11 protein-coding genes are annotated in these 16,209 nt (G+C 62.3%); 9 read left to right on the top strand and 2 right to left on the bottom strand.

Features of this window, described 5'->3' with window-relative positions; all coding sequences use genetic code 11:
• Positions 1–50: 50 nt before the first annotated feature.
• The gene (locus Q5H92_RS00560; protein WP_305009504.1) at positions 51–1,409 is read right to left on the bottom strand and encodes a sigma-54-dependent transcriptional regulator; all 1,359 of its coding nucleotides are present in this window, start codon (positions 1,407–1,409) and stop codon (positions 51–53) included.
• A 362-nt stretch (positions 1,410–1,771) separates the two neighbouring features.
• Between Q5H92_RS00560 and Q5H92_RS00555 the strand changes: the two genes are divergently transcribed.
• On the top strand, positions 1,772–4,111 hold the full coding sequence (locus tag Q5H92_RS00555) for a T9SS type A sorting domain-containing protein (protein WP_305009503.1): 2,340 nt from the start codon (positions 1,772–1,774) through the stop codon (positions 4,109–4,111).
• Between the two features lie 90 nt (positions 4,112–4,201).
• On the opposite strand, the gene Q5H92_RS00550 is transcribed toward Q5H92_RS00555, so the two are convergent.
• A complete protein-coding gene (locus tag Q5H92_RS00550; RefSeq protein ID WP_305009502.1) occupies positions 4,202–5,812 on the bottom strand; it encodes a T9SS type A sorting domain-containing protein in 1,611 nt (536 codons plus the stop codon).
• Positions 5,813–6,080: 268 nt separating this feature from the next.
• Between Q5H92_RS00550 and Q5H92_RS00545 the strand changes: the two genes are divergently transcribed.
• The 8 genes from Q5H92_RS00545 (at position 6,081) to Q5H92_RS00510 (ending at position 16,199) form a co-directional block, all read left to right on the top strand.
• Positions 6,081–6,968: a DNA/RNA non-specific endonuclease gene (locus Q5H92_RS00545; RefSeq protein WP_305009501.1), complete on the top strand. Its 888-nt coding sequence runs from the start codon at positions 6,081–6,083 to the stop codon at positions 6,966–6,968.
• A gap of 739 nt (positions 6,969–7,707) precedes the next feature.
• Positions 7,708–8,544, top strand: a complete 837-nt coding sequence (locus tag Q5H92_RS00540; protein ID WP_305009500.1) for a dihydroorotate dehydrogenase — start codon at positions 7,708–7,710, stop codon at positions 8,542–8,544.
• 178 nt (positions 8,545–8,722) lie between these two features.
• On the top strand, positions 8,723–9,502 hold the full coding sequence (pyrF, locus tag Q5H92_RS00535) for an orotidine-5'-phosphate decarboxylase (RefSeq protein WP_305009499.1): 780 nt from the start codon (positions 8,723–8,725) through the stop codon (positions 9,500–9,502).
• Positions 9,503–9,554: 52 nt separating this feature from the next.
• Positions 9,555–10,181 (top strand): orotate phosphoribosyltransferase, encoded by a 627-nt coding sequence (gene pyrE / locus Q5H92_RS00530; protein ID WP_305009498.1) that lies wholly within the window; start codon positions 9,555–9,557, stop codon positions 10,179–10,181.
• Between the two features lie 136 nt (positions 10,182–10,317).
• Positions 10,318–13,392, top strand: a complete 3,075-nt coding sequence (locus Q5H92_RS00525; RefSeq protein ID WP_305009497.1) for an AIR synthase-related protein — start codon at positions 10,318–10,320, stop codon at positions 13,390–13,392.
• Between the two features lie 80 nt (positions 13,393–13,472).
• Positions 13,473–14,369, top strand: a complete 897-nt coding sequence (locus tag Q5H92_RS00520) for a phosphoribosylformylglycinamidine synthase subunit PurQ (protein ID WP_305009496.1) — start codon at positions 13,473–13,475, stop codon at positions 14,367–14,369.
• A 19-nt stretch (positions 14,370–14,388) separates the two neighbouring features.
• Positions 14,389–15,807, top strand: coding sequence for a phosphoribosylaminoimidazolesuccinocarboxamide synthase (locus Q5H92_RS00515; protein WP_305009495.1), 1,419 nt, complete (start codon positions 14,389–14,391; stop codon positions 15,805–15,807).
• 8 nt (positions 15,808–15,815) lie between these two features.
• Positions 15,816–16,199 carry a nuclear transport factor 2 family protein gene (locus Q5H92_RS00510; protein ID WP_305009494.1) on the top strand — a complete coding sequence of 128 codons (384 nt, stop codon included), beginning with the start codon at positions 15,816–15,818 and terminating at the stop codon, positions 16,197–16,199.
• The last annotated feature ends 10 nt before the right edge of the window (positions 16,200–16,209 follow it).

The raw sequence follows: 16,209 nt of genomic DNA, 5'->3' as shown, positions 1-16,209 counted from the left end.
GGCTAGGCAGAAGAACGCCGGGACAAGGTAGCAAAGCCCAAGGCTTCGCATCAGCTTACGTGTAAATCCTGCTGCTGTATCATTCGGTAAATGGTCGATTTGCCGATGCGCAACCGGGCGGCCACGGCCAGCACGTCGCCTTCCATCTCATCGAGGCAGTTTTGCACAATGGCCGTGGTTTGCTCGCGCAGCGAAAGCTGGCTGCCCGGGCCGATGGTGGTGCGGCCCGCGCGCAGGGGCAGGTCGTCGCCCTCAATCAGCTCGCCGTCGGCCAGCACGGTGGCCAGCTCCACCACGGCCTTGAGCTCGCGCACGTTGCCAGGGAAGGGGTGGGCCTTGAGGCAGTCGCGGGCGCCGTCGGTGAGCAGGCGCGGCGGCAGGTTGTTCTGGGCGCAGAAGTCGCGCACAAACACTTCGGCCAGCAGCAGCACGTCGTTGCCACGCAGGCGCAGCGGCGGCAGGGCAATGGGCAGGCCCAGCAGGCGGTAGTACAGGTCTTCGCGGAAGCGGCCGGCCTGCACCTCGGCCAGCAGGTCGCGATGAGTGGCCACTATCAGGCGCACATCGAAGGCCACGGCCTGGTTGCCGCCCACGCGCGTCACCTCGCGCTCCTGCAGCACGCGCAGCAGCTTGGCCTGCAGGCTCAGGTCGAGGTCGGCGATTTCGTCCAGAAAGAGGGTGCCGCCGTTGGCTTCTTCCAGGCGGCCCACCCGGCGCGCCACGGCGCCCGTGAAAGCGCCCTTTTCGTGCCCAAACAGCTCGCTTTCCACCAGCTCGCGCGGAATGGCCGCCATGTTGACGGCCACAAACGGCAGCGCCGCCCGCGTCGACTGAAAGTGAATGGCCTTGGCCACCAGCTCTTTGCCAGTGCCGGTTTCGCCGCTCACGCTCACCGTGATGGTGGTGCGGGCTGCTTTGGCAATGAGCGTGTGCACCTGCTGAATGGACGCGTGCTCGCCCAGAATGGCCTGCCCCGCGCCGTAGCGGGCCCCAATCTGCTGGCGGAGCTGGCTGTTTTCGCGGCGCAGGCGGGCCTGTTGCTCCACTTTGCCCACAATGTTCCACAGGCGGTCCAAGGTGTTTTCGTCCTTCACCAGGTAGTCATAAGCGCCCTGGCGCAGCATGCTCACGGCGGTGCCCACATCTTCCTGCCCCGACACGACGAGCACCTCGGTGCCGGGCAGGCGCTCCTTTATCTGGCGCAGCACCTGCTCGCCCTTGGCGTCGGGCAGGGAATAGTCGAGGGTGATAAAATCCGGCTTTTCGTCCAGATGGTCGAGGCAGGCGCGGGCCGTGGTAAAGCGCTGCACGCTGTGGTTGGGGTTTTGGCTCAGCCGGTACACGAGCAGTTCGCCATACCATTCGTTGTCTTCAATGACAAAAATCCTGAAGGGTAGAGTCGAGGTCATGGGAATGAAAGCTAAAAAGGGCCAAACAAGATATTCTTATAAAGAAATCGCACCCGGGATTTTCAGGTGATTGATACATTGGAAAAATTATAATCGTAAAAATACGTATGAATTCTGGAAAAGGGTAAAATATCGTCAAAATGGGGCATATACGAAGTGGATTGCCTATCGGATTGCCTGACTTCAATTACGCATTTCTCAAATTAGGAACATATTCCACGAATGGGACAATTTAAGATTGTGGCGGAATTTATATCTGATTGACTCTTAGTCAGACAACCCGTTCGGCACGGCATGGCCACGGAATTGCATCAAGATGGCTGGCACTACGCCAAAGGCCAAACTATTTTTTAGATAATCTAATGCAAACCGCTACTCCTACTTCCGTCTTTTGCGCCCGCTTGCTGCGGGCCTGGCTGGTTCCAGCCCTCGTTCTTCTATTGGTTGCTTCGGGGGGAAGCAGCTACGCCCAGGCCTTGCCCGCGTATTATTCCACTACCGGGCCAACCAACCCGGTCACTACCGGGGGCACCGTTACGGCCGGCGTGAATGCCGGGGCGGGTGTGCTCAGCGCCTTTGCCACGGTGCAGGTGAGCGGCGCATCGGTGGCCGGCTCGCCGGTGTCGGCGCGCTTCGGTCTGAGCGGTGAAGCCCCGGCGGGCTACCGCGCGGGCGTGGTGCTGGCCAACACCAGCGGCACCCTGAGCCTGACGGCGCTGGGGGCGGTCCGGCTTCGCACCTACTTGGGCGGCGCGGTGCGCGAAACCCGGCTGGTACGCGCCGATGTGCTGGAAGCTTCGCTGGGAGGCAACAGCCAGCCCACGCAGTTAGAATTTACCAGCACCCTCTCGTTTGATGCCGTCGAATTTGAAGTGCTTTCCGTCGCGAGCCTCAACCGCAGCTTCAATGTATTCTATGCTTACGGTGTGCGGCCGGGCGTTCAGACCCGCGGCAATGGCTACCTGTCGCGCTTCCCCCAACCCACGGCGGGGGTTGAATACCGCACCTCCGTGGCCACTGGCCCGTTCGTGGCCCTTTGCCTGAACACCGATGTGACAAACGCCGAGCAGGTGGCAGACGCTAGCCTGACCAATTTTGCCACCTTGCGCAGCACCGCGACGGTGGCCTGCAACCCAGCCATCTACGCCAAGCTGGCCGGGGTGCCCGCAGGAGGCACCACGGGCAGCTACTACGCCGGCTTCGTAATTGGCCAGAGCAGCCTGCTTGACGTGAGCGTGCTGAGCGGCCTGGAAATCAGCACCTACCTCGGCAACACGCTGGTTGAAACGCGCTCGGGCCTCAATCTGCTCAATCTGAACTTGTTGTCCAGCAATAAGGCCCTGGTGTCGTTCAAGACGGACGCTAGCAAGCGTTTCGACGGGGTGCGAATCGCGCGCACGGGCTTGCTGCAATCCATCGACCTCACCGCGCTCGACGACCTAGAGGTGTATTACGCCTTTGGCCTGGAGCCGCAGGCCATTGAAGGAATCAACCCGATACTGTCCAATTTTACGAACCCGCTGCCCAACGATGCCTACAGCAACAGCCCCCCGCAGCAAGTGAGCGTAGATGTAAACGTGACGACTGCCTTGGCCACCGTCCGGCTGAACGGCCAGCTGCTGGAAATTTCGCGCGTGGTCAACCCACAGCTGGCCGCCGACAATACCGTTCCGACCAGCGCAACTACCACCAACTATGCCGAGCTCAATACGTTGGGCGTCAACTTGGGCTCGCTCGGTTTGGGCGGGGTCGTTACGCTGGTCACGCCTCTTACCACGCAAGCCACGGCCAGCCTGAAGCTGAAGCTGAACGGCACCGGCAAAGCTGGCAACCGGGTAGGCTTTGCCGTGGGCCAGGGCGGCGGCCTGCTGGACCTGACGGCGCTGCAACGGCTGACAATTGCCACCTACGACGCGGACAACAAGCTTATCGAAACCAAAACAGGCGCCTCGCTGCTCGGGGTCACGCTGCTAGGCACCACCGACATCAATCGTATTTCCTTCCTGGCCTCGCGCGATTTCACGTATGCCGAAATCACGGTGACCAGTGCCGCCAGCGTGCTCTCTAATACCCGCGTGTATTACGCCTTTGCCGAGGACGTGCCGCTGCTCTCGCTGGCCGCCCCGCTGCCCGTGGAGCTCACGGCCTTCAACGCCAAGTGGAACAACGGCGCGGCCGACCTGACCTGGACCACCGCCTCGGAAAAAAACAGCAGCCACTTTGTGGTGGAGCGCGCCACGGGCGCCGAAAGCCCTTTTGAGGCCGTGGGCCAGGTAGCCGCCGCCGGCAACAGCACTCAGGCCCTGGCCTACAAGCTGCGCGATGCCGAAGCCGGTGCCTTGGGCGCCAGCGTGCTCTACTACCGTCTGCGCCAGGTCGACCGCGATGGCGCTACTGTTTTCTCGCCGGTGGTGGCGCTGGCCGTGGGCCAGCCCTTGGCAGCCGCGCCGCAGCTGCAGGTGTACCCCAACCCCGCCGTCGATGCCCAGGCCGTGCTGGTGCGTTGCCCCAACCTGCCCGCCACCGGCGGCCTAGTGCAGGCCTATTCGCAACTGGGGCAGCTTGTGGGCCAGGTATCTGTATCGGCCACGGGCGAAGCGGTGCAACTGCCCACGCTGAAGCCCGGCCTCTACCACGTAGTGCTGCGCGACGCGGCTGGCCAAGCCCTGGCCACGCAGCGGCTGGTGGTCGGCAACCGCTAGTTCCACCTTCCCTTTCTGCAAACAAAAAGCCCTGCCGACATCGTCGGCAGGGCTTTTTGTTTGCCATGAAAGTGGCGCGCTATGGCCGGCTTAGCGCACCGCGCTACGTAGCAAACGCACGCTCTGGCTGCCATCGGCAGAGCGGGCCAGGTAGAGGCCAGTGGGCAGGTTGGCGGCCGGCTGCCAGCGCACGGCGCCGTTGGGCTGGCTCTGCACCGTGGCCACGGCGCGGCCCAGGTAGTCGCTGATGGTGAGGAACTGCACGCCCGGCGTGCTCAGCTGAAAGTGCACCTCGTCGGTGAAGGGGTTGGGGTAGGCGGCAATGGAGGCGGCCGTTTTGGCGCGGGCGGCCAGCGTCGAGCTGGCCGCCGATACGCGGAAGGTGAGCGTCTTCGTGTCCATGCCTTTGATGGGGCAGGCGTTGTCTTCGGCCGTCACGGCCACGCGGTAGAGGCCGGGTGCGGTGCTGGCGGCCGGCGTGAAGGTGAGGCGGGCCTGGCCGTTGCCCAGGCTTTGCAGGCTGGCGCCGGGCACGGCGTTGTAGTCGAGGGTGAGGGCCAGGGATTGGCCGGCGTTGCGGTCGGTAGCATCAATGACCACCGACACCGACTGGCCCGCCACCACCGGAATGGTTTGGCTCAGGGCCTGCACCGTGCTGCTCGTGCCCGACTGCACGGCTACCTGCGGGCCCACCACCGGCATGAGGTTGGTGCCGCAGTCGTACACCATAAAGTAGAGCTCGCGGCGCATGGTGCCCACCAGCACGTAGCTGCCGCCGATGCGGCGGTACTCGCTGATTTTGACGGAAGCGGCGTACTTGTTGTCGCCATTGGCGCTGTTGGTGTTCAGGTAGCGGCCCGGCTGCAGGGAAATGTTGCCCGTGCGGGCATCAAAGCTGAAGCGCGTAACGCCCGTTTTCATCGGGCAGGTGCCTATGGTATCAACATCAACAAAAATGGGGAGTGTCGCGCTATAATAGGGAATGAACAGGGGCTGGTAGAAGCACGTGGGGTTGATAGGGACAGGGGCGTTGGCGGAAGAAGGATAATTCGTAAAGTTGACAGGCGAGCTGCAGGCCTGCAGCGGCGTTTCCAGCGAGTACACCAGCGAGTCGCCGTCGGTATCGAACGCATTGTTGCTCAACGTGGTGAGCTGATGCACGGGCACGAAGAAAGCCGGTTGCACACTGGCCACCGGCGAATTATTGATAATGGGCGTGCCTGCAGTGCCCGCCTGCGGCAGCAGGTTGTTCAGCGTTGCTTCGAAATACAGGTCGCCGGCGTTGTAGATGTTGGCGGTGCTGGGCCGGGCGCTCTGAGACGTGCTCAATGTCCACTGCGCGGCGGGGGGCAGGGTCACGGTTGCGGTGAACGTGTACGCTTCGGTGTTGGTAACGGTGCCGTTGCAGACGCCCGTAAGCGTGGCGCAGTACTGGCGCGCCGGTATGGGCAGCCCCACTTGCGTGAAGGGGGTCGTGATGCTGGCCGGAGCGTTGCAGCCGCCCGAGCGGCACTCCAGCGTGAAGGGAGACAGGGAGATGCCCGAGCAGTCGCGGAAAACGTGCAGCGTAACCAGATAGCGGTTGTTGCCCAACGAGGCATATGTCAGGTCGCCGCCCTGCATGTGGGAAGCCGCGGCGGGCTTGACGAAGAACAAGCCCAGCAGGGCCAATATCAAGGAGAGGTGTAAGCGTTTGTTCATGTGCAAAAAGGGTGAAAGAGTGAAAAAAGAGGTACGACGAGCCGTTAAATGTTCAGACCGGGTAATGTACGAAAAGGCTTCCGGCCTGAAATAAATAATGTGTTTAGGCATCAAGTATCATTCCATGAAACTGATAATCAATGCCCAAATCTTGTGCTCTTATTAGCTGGAAGAATGGTAACCAAGCCGTAACATTGCGGCGGTAGCATCAGCATTCCGGCGCCGGAATTTTGCGGCCACCATATCCCATCTCACCCCCAATCTTTTTATGAAGCAAGCATTTTTACGCATTGGCAGCCTGGCGCTGCTCACGGCCCTGGCCGTTTCCTGCTCGCGCACCGAGCAAGTGGCCCCCAGCCAGGACCCCACCGCCGCCACCGTGAACCAGGACGCCACGCGCGACAACAACCTGGCCATGGGCAACCCCAGCGGCGCCGTGACCGACGCCACGAACTACCCCAACAACTACCTGATGACCAAAACCCAGTACAGCCTCTCGTATAGCCGCGACAAGGGCAAGCCGAACTGGGTGAGCTGGCACCTGAGCAGCGCTTGGCTGGGCAGCACCGCCCGCCAGGACAATTTCGCGTCCGATGGCGCGCTGCCCAGCGGTTGGTTCCGGGCCACCAGCAGCAGCTACACCGGCTCGGGCTTCGACCGCGGCCACAACTGCCCCTCAGCCGACCGCACCGGCTCGGTGGCCGACAACTCGGCCACGTTCCTGATGACGAACATGATGCCCCAGGCCGCCAACAACAACCAGCAAACCTGGGCCAACCTGGAGAACTACGAGCGCACCCTCGTGGGCCAGGGCTACGAGCTGTACGTCATCTGCGGCAGCTACGGCACCGGCGGCACCGGCGTGAACGGCTACGCCACCACCATCGCCAGCGGCAACATCACGGTGCCCGCCCGCTGCTGGAAAGTGGTGGTGGTGCTGCCCGAAGGCAGCTCCGACGCCAGCCGCGTGACCACCAGCACGCGCATCATCGCCATCGACACGCCCAACACCACCAGCATCAGCTCCAGCTGGGGTTCGTACCGCACCACGGTGGACGCCATCGAGCAGGCCACGGGCTACAACATCCTCTCGGCCGTGAACAGCACCGTGCAGGCCACCATCGAGTCGAAAGTAGACACCGGCCCGACGAGCTGATATTGCGTTTGCTACCGGCGTTTGGGTTGATTTATTACGCTTGTAATAAGGATGCCCGCCGGAAATTAAAAAGGCCGTGAAATACAGCGTATTTCACGGCCTTTTTGCTGCCTGCTACATGCGGCCAGAGGCTGCATCTCAGAGCTGAACAGCTAAAGTTACGGAGGCTTGTGCTTGCAAAGCAATATGTTAGGGAAAGTCAAAAAAATTTTCCGAAGGGAAAAAGCTCCGAAAAGTGCGTCGGTTAGCTAGTTACGACGGAAATGAAAGCCGAAAAAAAGGCGGAATAAAAAGTTAATATTAACGGGTGTTGACTGGCCATAATGCTTCCTTAATTTTGCAGTGTGCTTCACCCCAATAACCAATTGATGAAGTGCGGAACGCTCGGCTACGACGCTCCGCAGCGAGACCGGAAGGTCTTGTCGCCCGCCGGGTTTGCCGATTTTTTTACGGCCTTTTCTGGTTTTTGCCCCGTTGCCGTTCCGGTTTTCCGAAACGGTTTTTTTGTGTCTAATCCGGCCGCAATGCCACCGCTTCCCCTGTAGCCATTTCGTTTTTCGGAGTGGCTTTTTTTCTGCCTAAAAAACCGAGTCGGACCGCGCCTTTGGGCGCTTGCCCAAGTCCGAGCTGACAACGGACAACCAGCAATTATTTTCTCCGCTGTGCTAACTTATAGTAGTGAAGCCAGCTGTCGGCATCGCGCCTGGCAACTGACAACCAACAACAGACACCCCCTCATATGAAACTCGGCGCTATTACCTTACAGAATGCCGTGTGCCTGGCGGCCGCGCCCTGGGACCTCGCTGGGGAAGGCTACGAGCAGCTGGGCGCGATTTTCACCAAAACCGTGACCATGGAGCCCCGCGCCGGCCTGCCCGGCGACGAAGGCATCCTGCAGGTGGCCGACCAAACCCTGCTCAACCGCACCGACCTGCGCACCGAAGGCGCCGAAGGGCTGGTGCAGGAGCACCTGCCGCGCCTGCGCCGCTTCGGCGTGCCGGTGTTTGTGAGCATCACCGCGCCGGGCGTGCCCGGCTTCCGCAAGATTGCGCGCTACCTGCAGCGCGAGGCCGGCGAGCAGATTGCGGGCCTCGAAGTGTACATCACCACGCCCCCCGGCGGTTCCGGCGCCGATGTGACGGCCCGCTTCGTGCGCGAGGCTACCGAGGCCGTGCGCAACGAACTGCGCGCCGACGCCGCCGTGGTGGTGAAGCTGCCGCCGTGGCCCGAGCACATCCGGAGCCTGGCCCTAGGCGCGCAAGAAGGCGGCGCCACCGCCCTGGCCGCCACCAACACCCTAAAAGTGCTCCACCTGCCCGCCGACCGCGCCGCCGCGCCGCTGGTGGGCGGCCTCTCGGGCGAGGCGCTGCGGCCGCTGGCCCTGCGCTGCGTGTGGGAGTTGGCCAATGACGAGAAACTGACGCTCCCCATCTTCGGCACGGGCGGCATTTTCACCCTTCGCGACGTGCAGGACTACCTGCGCGTGGGCGCCCAGGCCGTGCAAGTGGCCAGCGGCGAATGGCTGTCGCCGGGCCTCACGGCCCGGCTGGCCTCGGAGGTGGTGCTTAGTATGTAAACAGCCCGTCATGTCGAGCGCAGCCAAGACATCTCGCGTGCTTCAACTAATCCTTTTCGACGATTGAGTTACTACCCCACGCGAGATGTCTCGGCTACGCTCGACATGACGGTCTAAATAGATTTCCTCCTTACTCTTCCTCCCCAAAATCCCACCCAAACCCTCTTCGCGCTTCGCCATGCAAAAGCTCCTCACCCGCGTCGAAACTGCTAATTCCTTACTGTGCGTGGGCCTCGACCCCACCGGCGATGACGCCGCCGCCACCCAGCGGCTGCGCGAAGTCATTGCCGAAACCGCGCCCTACGCGGCCGCTTTCAAACCCAACCTCGCCTTCTTTCTGAGCCGTGAAAACGGCGTGGCGATGCTGCAGGAAACCGTGCGTAGCATTCCGAAGGACATTCCGGTTATCCTGGATGGCAAATTCGGCGACATTGCCAACACGGCTGAGCAGTACGCCCGCTTTGCTTATGACATTGTGGGGGCCGACGCCGTGACGGTGAACCCCTACATGGGCGACGATACCATCCGGCCGTTTGCGCGGCCCGGCAAGATGGTGTTTTCGCTCGCCAAAACCTCCAACAAACCCCTCCACGGCCTGCAGGACGCCGCTATGACGCGCGGTGGCTCCATCAGCGACTGGGCGGCCCGGCTGGCCAAGCTGATGGACGAGGAGCTGACCGAGTCGACCATCGGGCTGGTGGTGGGCGCCACCGAGCCGGCCGCTGTGGCCAAAGTCCGCGCCGCCTGCCCGGAGCAGTGGTTTCTGGTGCCGGGCATCGGCGCGCAGGGCGGCGACCTGGCCGCCACGCTCCGCGCCGGCCTGCGCAAAGACGGCAGCGGCCTGCTGATTAACTCCTCGCGGGGCATCTGGCAGGCGAAGGATGCGGGCGCCGCCGCCCGCGAATTGCAAGCACAAATCAACGAATTCCGGGTCGTGACGAGCCCGGCCCACGCCTGAACCAAAAAGCCGCTTTACCGCGGCTTTTTGCATGTTACCCTTTCTGAATCAAATGACTGAAGCCACCGAAACCCAAACGCCCATTGCCCTCGACGCCGAGCTGCTGACCGAGCAGCTGCAACGGGAAGACGCTCTGCTGCGCGGACACTTCCGGCTGTCGTCGGGCCTGCACTCCGATACCTATGTGCAGTGCGCCCGCTTCCTGCGCCGCCCGGAGTTGGCTGCGCCGGCCGCTGCCGCGCTAGCAGGCCAGATTCAGGCCGCCGGCCTGCAGCCCGATGTGGTGGTAGGCCCCGCCATGGGCGGCGTGGTGATTGGCTACGAGTTGGCCCGGCAGCTGGGCGTGCCCGGCATCTTCACCGAGCGCGACGCCGACGGGCAGATGACCCTGCGGCGCGGCTTCACCATCGAGCCGGGCGAGCGAGTTGTTATCGCCGAAGACGTGGTGACGACCGGCAAAAGCACGCTGGAAGTGGCCAAGGTGCTGCGAGAAATGGGCGCGGAAGTGCTGGCCGTGGCCTCGCTGATTGACCGCACTGGCGGAAAAGGGGGGCTGGATTTCCCGCATTTTGCGCTTTTACAGGTACAAGCCGCGACCTTTGCGCCCGAGAGTTGCCCCCTGTGCGCCGCCGGCGTGCCGGTGGTGAAGCCCGGCAGCCGGCCGGAGAAAGCGTTTTGAGGTTAGGTCCTGTCTCAGCTTGAACGTCATGCTGAGCGAAGTCGAAGCATCTCTACTGCTTCGTTGTGATAGTAACTAATTAGTTGTGCAGTAGAAATGCTTCGGCTTCGCTCAGCATGACGTTCTGATATCCTCGATGTCCGATACCAATCCCAACACTGCCCAGGCAACCCACACCATCCAGCTCACGCTGAAAGCCGGCCAGCACGACGGCGACGGCCAGCGCGTGGCCGAAGCCGCCGCCCGCCACCTCGGCCTGGCCACCGGCCGCGTGCGCAGCGCCGCCCTCTACACCGTGCGCTACCCGCTGAGCGAAACCCAGCTGCGTGACTTCGCCACCCGCTGCCTCGCCGACCCGGTGCTGCACGACGTGCGCCTGAACGAGCTGACCGGCGCGGCCGAATTTGCTACTTACATCCTAGTGGCCCGCCGCCCCGGCGTGACCGACGACGAAGGTACCTCGGCCCAGAATGCCCTCGCCGACCTGCTGAACGAGCCGCTGGACGTGCACACCCAGCACATTTTCAGCAAGAAGCTCTACCTGCTCGAAAACGACCTGCCCGAAACCGACCTGCGCCGCATTGCGGAGGAGCTGCTCGGCAACAAGCTCATCAACTGGCTCGAAGTGGGCCGCGTGGCCGACGGCATCCGCGACTACACGCCGCGCCCCGGCGGCGGTGCTGAAGCCATTACGGAGGTTGTTTCGCTGACGGGCCTGAGCGGCGCGGAGCTGTTACAGCTCTCGAAAGAGAACATCTACGCGCTGAACCTGGAGGAAATGCGCGCCGTGCGCGACTACTTCGCCGCTGTTGAGACGCAGGAGGAGCGGAAGTCAGCCGGCCTGCCCGCCGACCCTACTGATTGCGAGTTGGAAATCATTGCTCAGACCTGGTCGGAACACTGCAAGCACAAGGAATTCGCGGCCGTCATCAACTACAAGGACACCGAGACGGGCGAGGAAAAGCAGATTGACTCGCTCTTCAAAACCTACATCAAAAACGCCACTTCGGAAGTCGACCGGCAATTGCGCGCCAACGGCAACGACTGGCTGATTAAGGTGTTTTCGGACAACGCCGGCGCGGTGCGCATCAACCCCGATTCGCTGTTTGTCTGGAAGGTGGAAACGCACAACTCGCCTAGTGCCATCGACCCGTACGGCGGGGCCATTACGGGCATTCTGGGCAACAACCGCGACCCGCTGGCTACTGGCATCGGGGGCGCGCGGCTGCTGTTCAATACCAACGTGCTGTGCTTCGGCAACCCCGAATTTGACGGGCAACTGCTGACCGGGCAGCTGCACCCGCGCCGCATTCTGGAAGGCGTGCGCAAGGGCATCGAGGACGGCGGCAACAAGTCGGGCGTGCCCACGGTGAACGGCGCCATTGTGTTCGATGACCGGTACGCCGGCAAGCCGCTGGTGTACTGCGGCACCGGCGCGGTGATGCCCATGCAATTCGCCGGGCTGGACTCGTGGGAAAAGAAGATTGATGCCGGCGACCGCATCATCATGGCCGGCGGCCGGGTGGGCAAGGATGGCATCCACGGCGCGACGTTTTCGAGCATCGAACTGGATGAAACCGCGCCCGCCACGGCCGTGCAAATCGGCTCGCCCATCACCCAGAAGCTGGCGATGGATTTCCTGCTGCTGGCGGCCCGCCGCGGCCTGCTGAAATGCAGCACCGACAACGGCGCGGGCGGCCTCTCGTCGTCCGTGGGCGAGCTGGCGGGCATCTCGGGCGGTGCGGTGGTGGAGCTAGAGCGCGTGCCGCTGAAGTATCCCGGCCTGCGGCCTTGGGAGATTTTCGTGAGCGAGTCGCAAGAACGGTTTACGCTGGTGGTGGAGCCGGGCAAAATGGCCGAAATCACGGCCCTGGGCCAGGAAATGGAAGTGGAGCTGACTGATATAGGCTACTTCACTTCGGATGGTTTTCTGGACGTGCGCTTCGATGGGGCGCCGGTGGCGCGGCTGAATATGGAGTTTCTGCACGAAGGCGTGCCGCGCAAAATCCTGGAAGCGGAGTGGACCAAACCCGCTGCTGCTGAGCCGGAAATTCCAACTGCAACTGACTACACCGAGACGCTGACGCAGCTGCTGGGCTCGCTCAATATCTGCTCGCGGGAATCGGTGATTCGGCAGTACGACCACGAGGTGAAGGGCCGCACGATTGTGAAGCCGTTGATGGGTGCGACGGGCCAGGCCCCGCAGGACGCGGCCGTGGTGCGCTTCAATTTCGAGAGCTGGGAAGGCGTGGCCGTGAGCAACGGCATCCTGCCGCGCTACGGCGATTTGGACGCGTATGATATGTCGGCCGGCTCGTTTGATGAGGCGGTGCGCCAGATTATTGCGGTAGGAGGGAAGCTGCCGAACCTGACGCCCGGCGACGGGATTTTCTGGTCGGTGAACGACAATTTCTGCGTGCCCGACTCAGTGTACGACCCCGCCAGCAACCCCGATGGCAAGCAGAAGCTGGCCAAGCTGGTGCGCATGTGTGAGGCCCTGCGCGACGCCACCGCCGCTTACTGCATCCCGCTCACCAGCGGCAAGGACTCGATGAAAAACGACTTCAAGGCCGACGGCGTGAAGATTTCGGTGCCCCCCACCGTGCTCTACTCGATGACGGCCAAGATGGAAGACGTGCGCCGCGCCGTGACCTCTGATTTCAAGCAGGCTGACGACGTGGTGTACCTCCTCGGCGAAACCCACGACGAACTGGGCGGCTCCGAGTTCTACGCCCTGCATGGCCAGTTCGGCGCCAATGTGCCCAAGGTTGACTTCGCTAAGGCCAAGGCGCTCTACACCCTCATCGGCCAGGCCAACGACCAAAACCTCATCCAATCCTGCCACGACCTGAGCGACGGCGGCCTCGCCGTAGCGCTGGCTGAAACAACGTTTGGCTACGGCTACGGCGCGATGGTGGAGCTGCCCGAAACGGGCCTGCCGCTGGCCACGCAGCTGTTCTCGGAGTCGCACTCGCGCTTCCTAGCCACGGTGGCGCCGGAAGATGTGGTGGCGTTCGAGCAACTGCTCGGCGAGCGCGCCACGCGCCTTGGCATCGTGACGGCGGATGGCGAGCTGACTGTGCGCCACGCGGGCAAAACGGTGATTTCGGCGAATACCACTGCCCTGCGCGCCGCCTGGACCAACGGACCTGTAAATCACCTGCTTGGCGTGTTCTCGAACGATAACCTCAGCCATTCCAATTCGCTCTAAAAGCACAAGACCCTTTTCCATTGGCCCAAAAGACTTTTGAAATGGTACAAGACTCGGCTCAAGGAGCACATAAAGTTCAATTGGAGGCACAAGCCGACGCTTCGGGTTCGGCCGGCACGGTGCGGGCGCTGATTCTGACCGGCTTCGGTATCAACTGCGAAGAAGAGTTTGCCGCCGCCTACCGCTTGGCTGGCGCGGACGCCACCATTGTGCACCTCAACCAGGTGCTGCACGGGCAGGTGAGCATCCACGATTTCGACGTGCTGAATTTCCCCGGCGGCTTCTCCTTCGGCGACGACCTCGGCTCGGGCGTGGTGCTGGCCAACAAGCTGCGCTACCGCCAAACCAGCACCGACGGCCGTACGCTGCTCGACGACATCAAGCAGTTCATCGCCGATGGCAAGTTTGTGCTCGGCATCTGCAACGGCTTCCAGGTGCTGGTGAAGCTGGGCCTGCTGCCCAACCTGGGCGGCGACGTGACCCCCGAAGTGACCCTGACCCACAACGCCAGCGGCCGCTACGAAGACCGGTGGGTAACGCTCCGCGTGAACCCCGCCTCGAACACGCCCTTCCTCAAAGGCATTGATAAGCTGGAGGTGCCCGTGCGCCACGGCGAAGGCCGGTTGGTTATTCCAAATGACGCCACCCGCGCCGCCATCGAAGCAGCCGGCCTCAACTGCCTGAGCTACATCGACGCCAACGGCGACGGCACCAGCGAATACCCCCACAACCCCAACGGCGCGGACCTGAACTGCGCCGGCCTCACCGACCCCACCGGCCAGGTTTTCGGCCTCATGCCGCACCCCGAGGCTTTTTTGGCCGCTTACAACCACCCCGACTGGGCCCGCCGCCGCCGGCAGAACCCGGGCGCAAGCGAGGAAGGGGAGGGGCTGCAGATTTTCAAGAACATTGTCGCTCACATCACCCAAAAAAGTGCTTCTGCGGCTCCGGCTGTGCAACTCGCCAACCAAAACTAGCCTCCCAGAAACGTAGCTAATGAACACCCTCACCCACTTCGCTTCTCCTCAGCTCCCGCTGCTTCACCGCGGCAAAGTGCGCGACAGCCTCCGCGCGCCCGGCGGCGACCGCCTCATCATCGTGACGGACCGCCTCTCGGCGTTCGACAGCGTGCTCGAAACGGCCATTCCGCACAAAGGCGCGGTGCTGAACGGCCTAGCGAACTTCTGGTTTGAAAAGACGTCGCACATCATCCCGAACCACGTTATCAAACTCGTCGACGCCAACGCCATGCTGGTGAAGGAGGCCAAGCCCATCAAGGTGGAAATGGTGGTGCGCCAGTACCTGACGGGCTCGATGTGGCGCGGCTACCAGGCCGGTCAGCGCACGTTCTCGGGCGTGACCGTGCCCGATGGGCTGACGAAGAACCAAGCCTTCCCGCAGGCCATCGTGACGCCGACGACGAAAGAGGAATCGGACCGCGAAATCACCCCTGAAAACCTGGTGAGCGAAGGCTGGGTGACCAAGGAGCTGTACGACCAAATGGCCGTGAAGGCCCAGATGCTGTTTGCCGTGGGCTCGCGCCTGCTGGCCGAGAAAGGCATTATTCTGGTGGATACCAAGTACGAGTTTGGCGTGCTGAACGGCCAGCTGATTCTTATCGACGAGATGCACACGCCCGACTCGTCGCGTTTCTGGAGCACCGAGGACTACGCCCGGAACCCCGAAACGGCCGAGCAAATGGATAAGGAGTACGTTCGCCAGTGGCTCATTGCCAACAAAAAGGACGGCCAGTACCCCCGCGCCCTCACGCCCAAAGTAACCCAGGAAGCCAGCCGCCGCTACCTCGACATCTACGAGCGCATCGTGGGCGAGCCCTTGCCCACTGCCGAAACCGGCGCCGCCGACGCGCCCCACACCGGCCGCCAAGATACCCGCGCCCGCATGCAGGCCAACCTCGTGCAGGCCGGCCTGATGAAGGATGCCTGGGTGAACATCGTGCTGGACTCGCCGGCCGACAAAGAGCACGCTGAGAAAATTCGCCAGCAACTGGAGGGCTACGACGTCTTCACGCAGCTGCGCGTGACCTCGGCCCACAAAAACGGCGAAGCCATTGCCGGCATGGCCGAAATCTGGAACAACAGCATCGAGCCCGGCGTCATCATCGCCGTAGCCGGTCTGAGCAACGGCCTCGGCGGCGCGCTGGCGGCCAACGTGAACGTGCCCGTAATTTCGTGCCCGCCCTACAAGGACTACGTCGAGCTGGCCATGAACCTGAACTCGTCGGTCATCATGCCCAGCGGCACGCCCAACCTCACCGTGGTGCGCCCCGACAACGCCGCCCAAGCCGCCCTCCGCGCCCTGAATATCCCTCGTCTGCGCGAGCGGCTGAGCAAGGACATCCTCGCCACCAAAGCCAAGCTGAAAGCCGCCGACGAAGAGCTGCAGGTGCTCTAGCAACTGTTATGACGGAACCGCAAGCACGAGAGCTTATCGAAAATTACCTCGAAGGATATAATCTATTCGATGTGGCTGGTATGCTCTCGTGCATGCATCCGGAAGTAGTATTTGAAAATATTACGGATGGCGTCGTAACGCTTCGAACCGATGGGAAAGAGGCTTTCGAAGCACAAGCAACCCAGGCAATCGAATTTTTCATGGAAAGGAATCAGCATATTAAGTCTTTTCATTTCGGGACTGACCGCGCTGACGTTGGCATTGAGTATTTTGCCATTAGCGCTATCGACTGGCCTAACGGTGTGAAAGCGGGTACTATCCTGCAACTCACTGGCCAATCCATTTTCACCTTTCGCGACGGGCGCATTGCCTCTATTCAAGACATTAGCTAAGCGCCTGTCT

This window comes from Hymenobacter mellowenesis, from assembly GCF_030581005.1.
Lineage (GTDB): Bacteria > Bacteroidota > Bacteroidia > Cytophagales > Hymenobacteraceae > Hymenobacter > Hymenobacter mellowenesis.
Note: the sequence above shows the minus strand (reverse complement) of the source record. Positions and strands in the feature narration are given on the sequence as shown.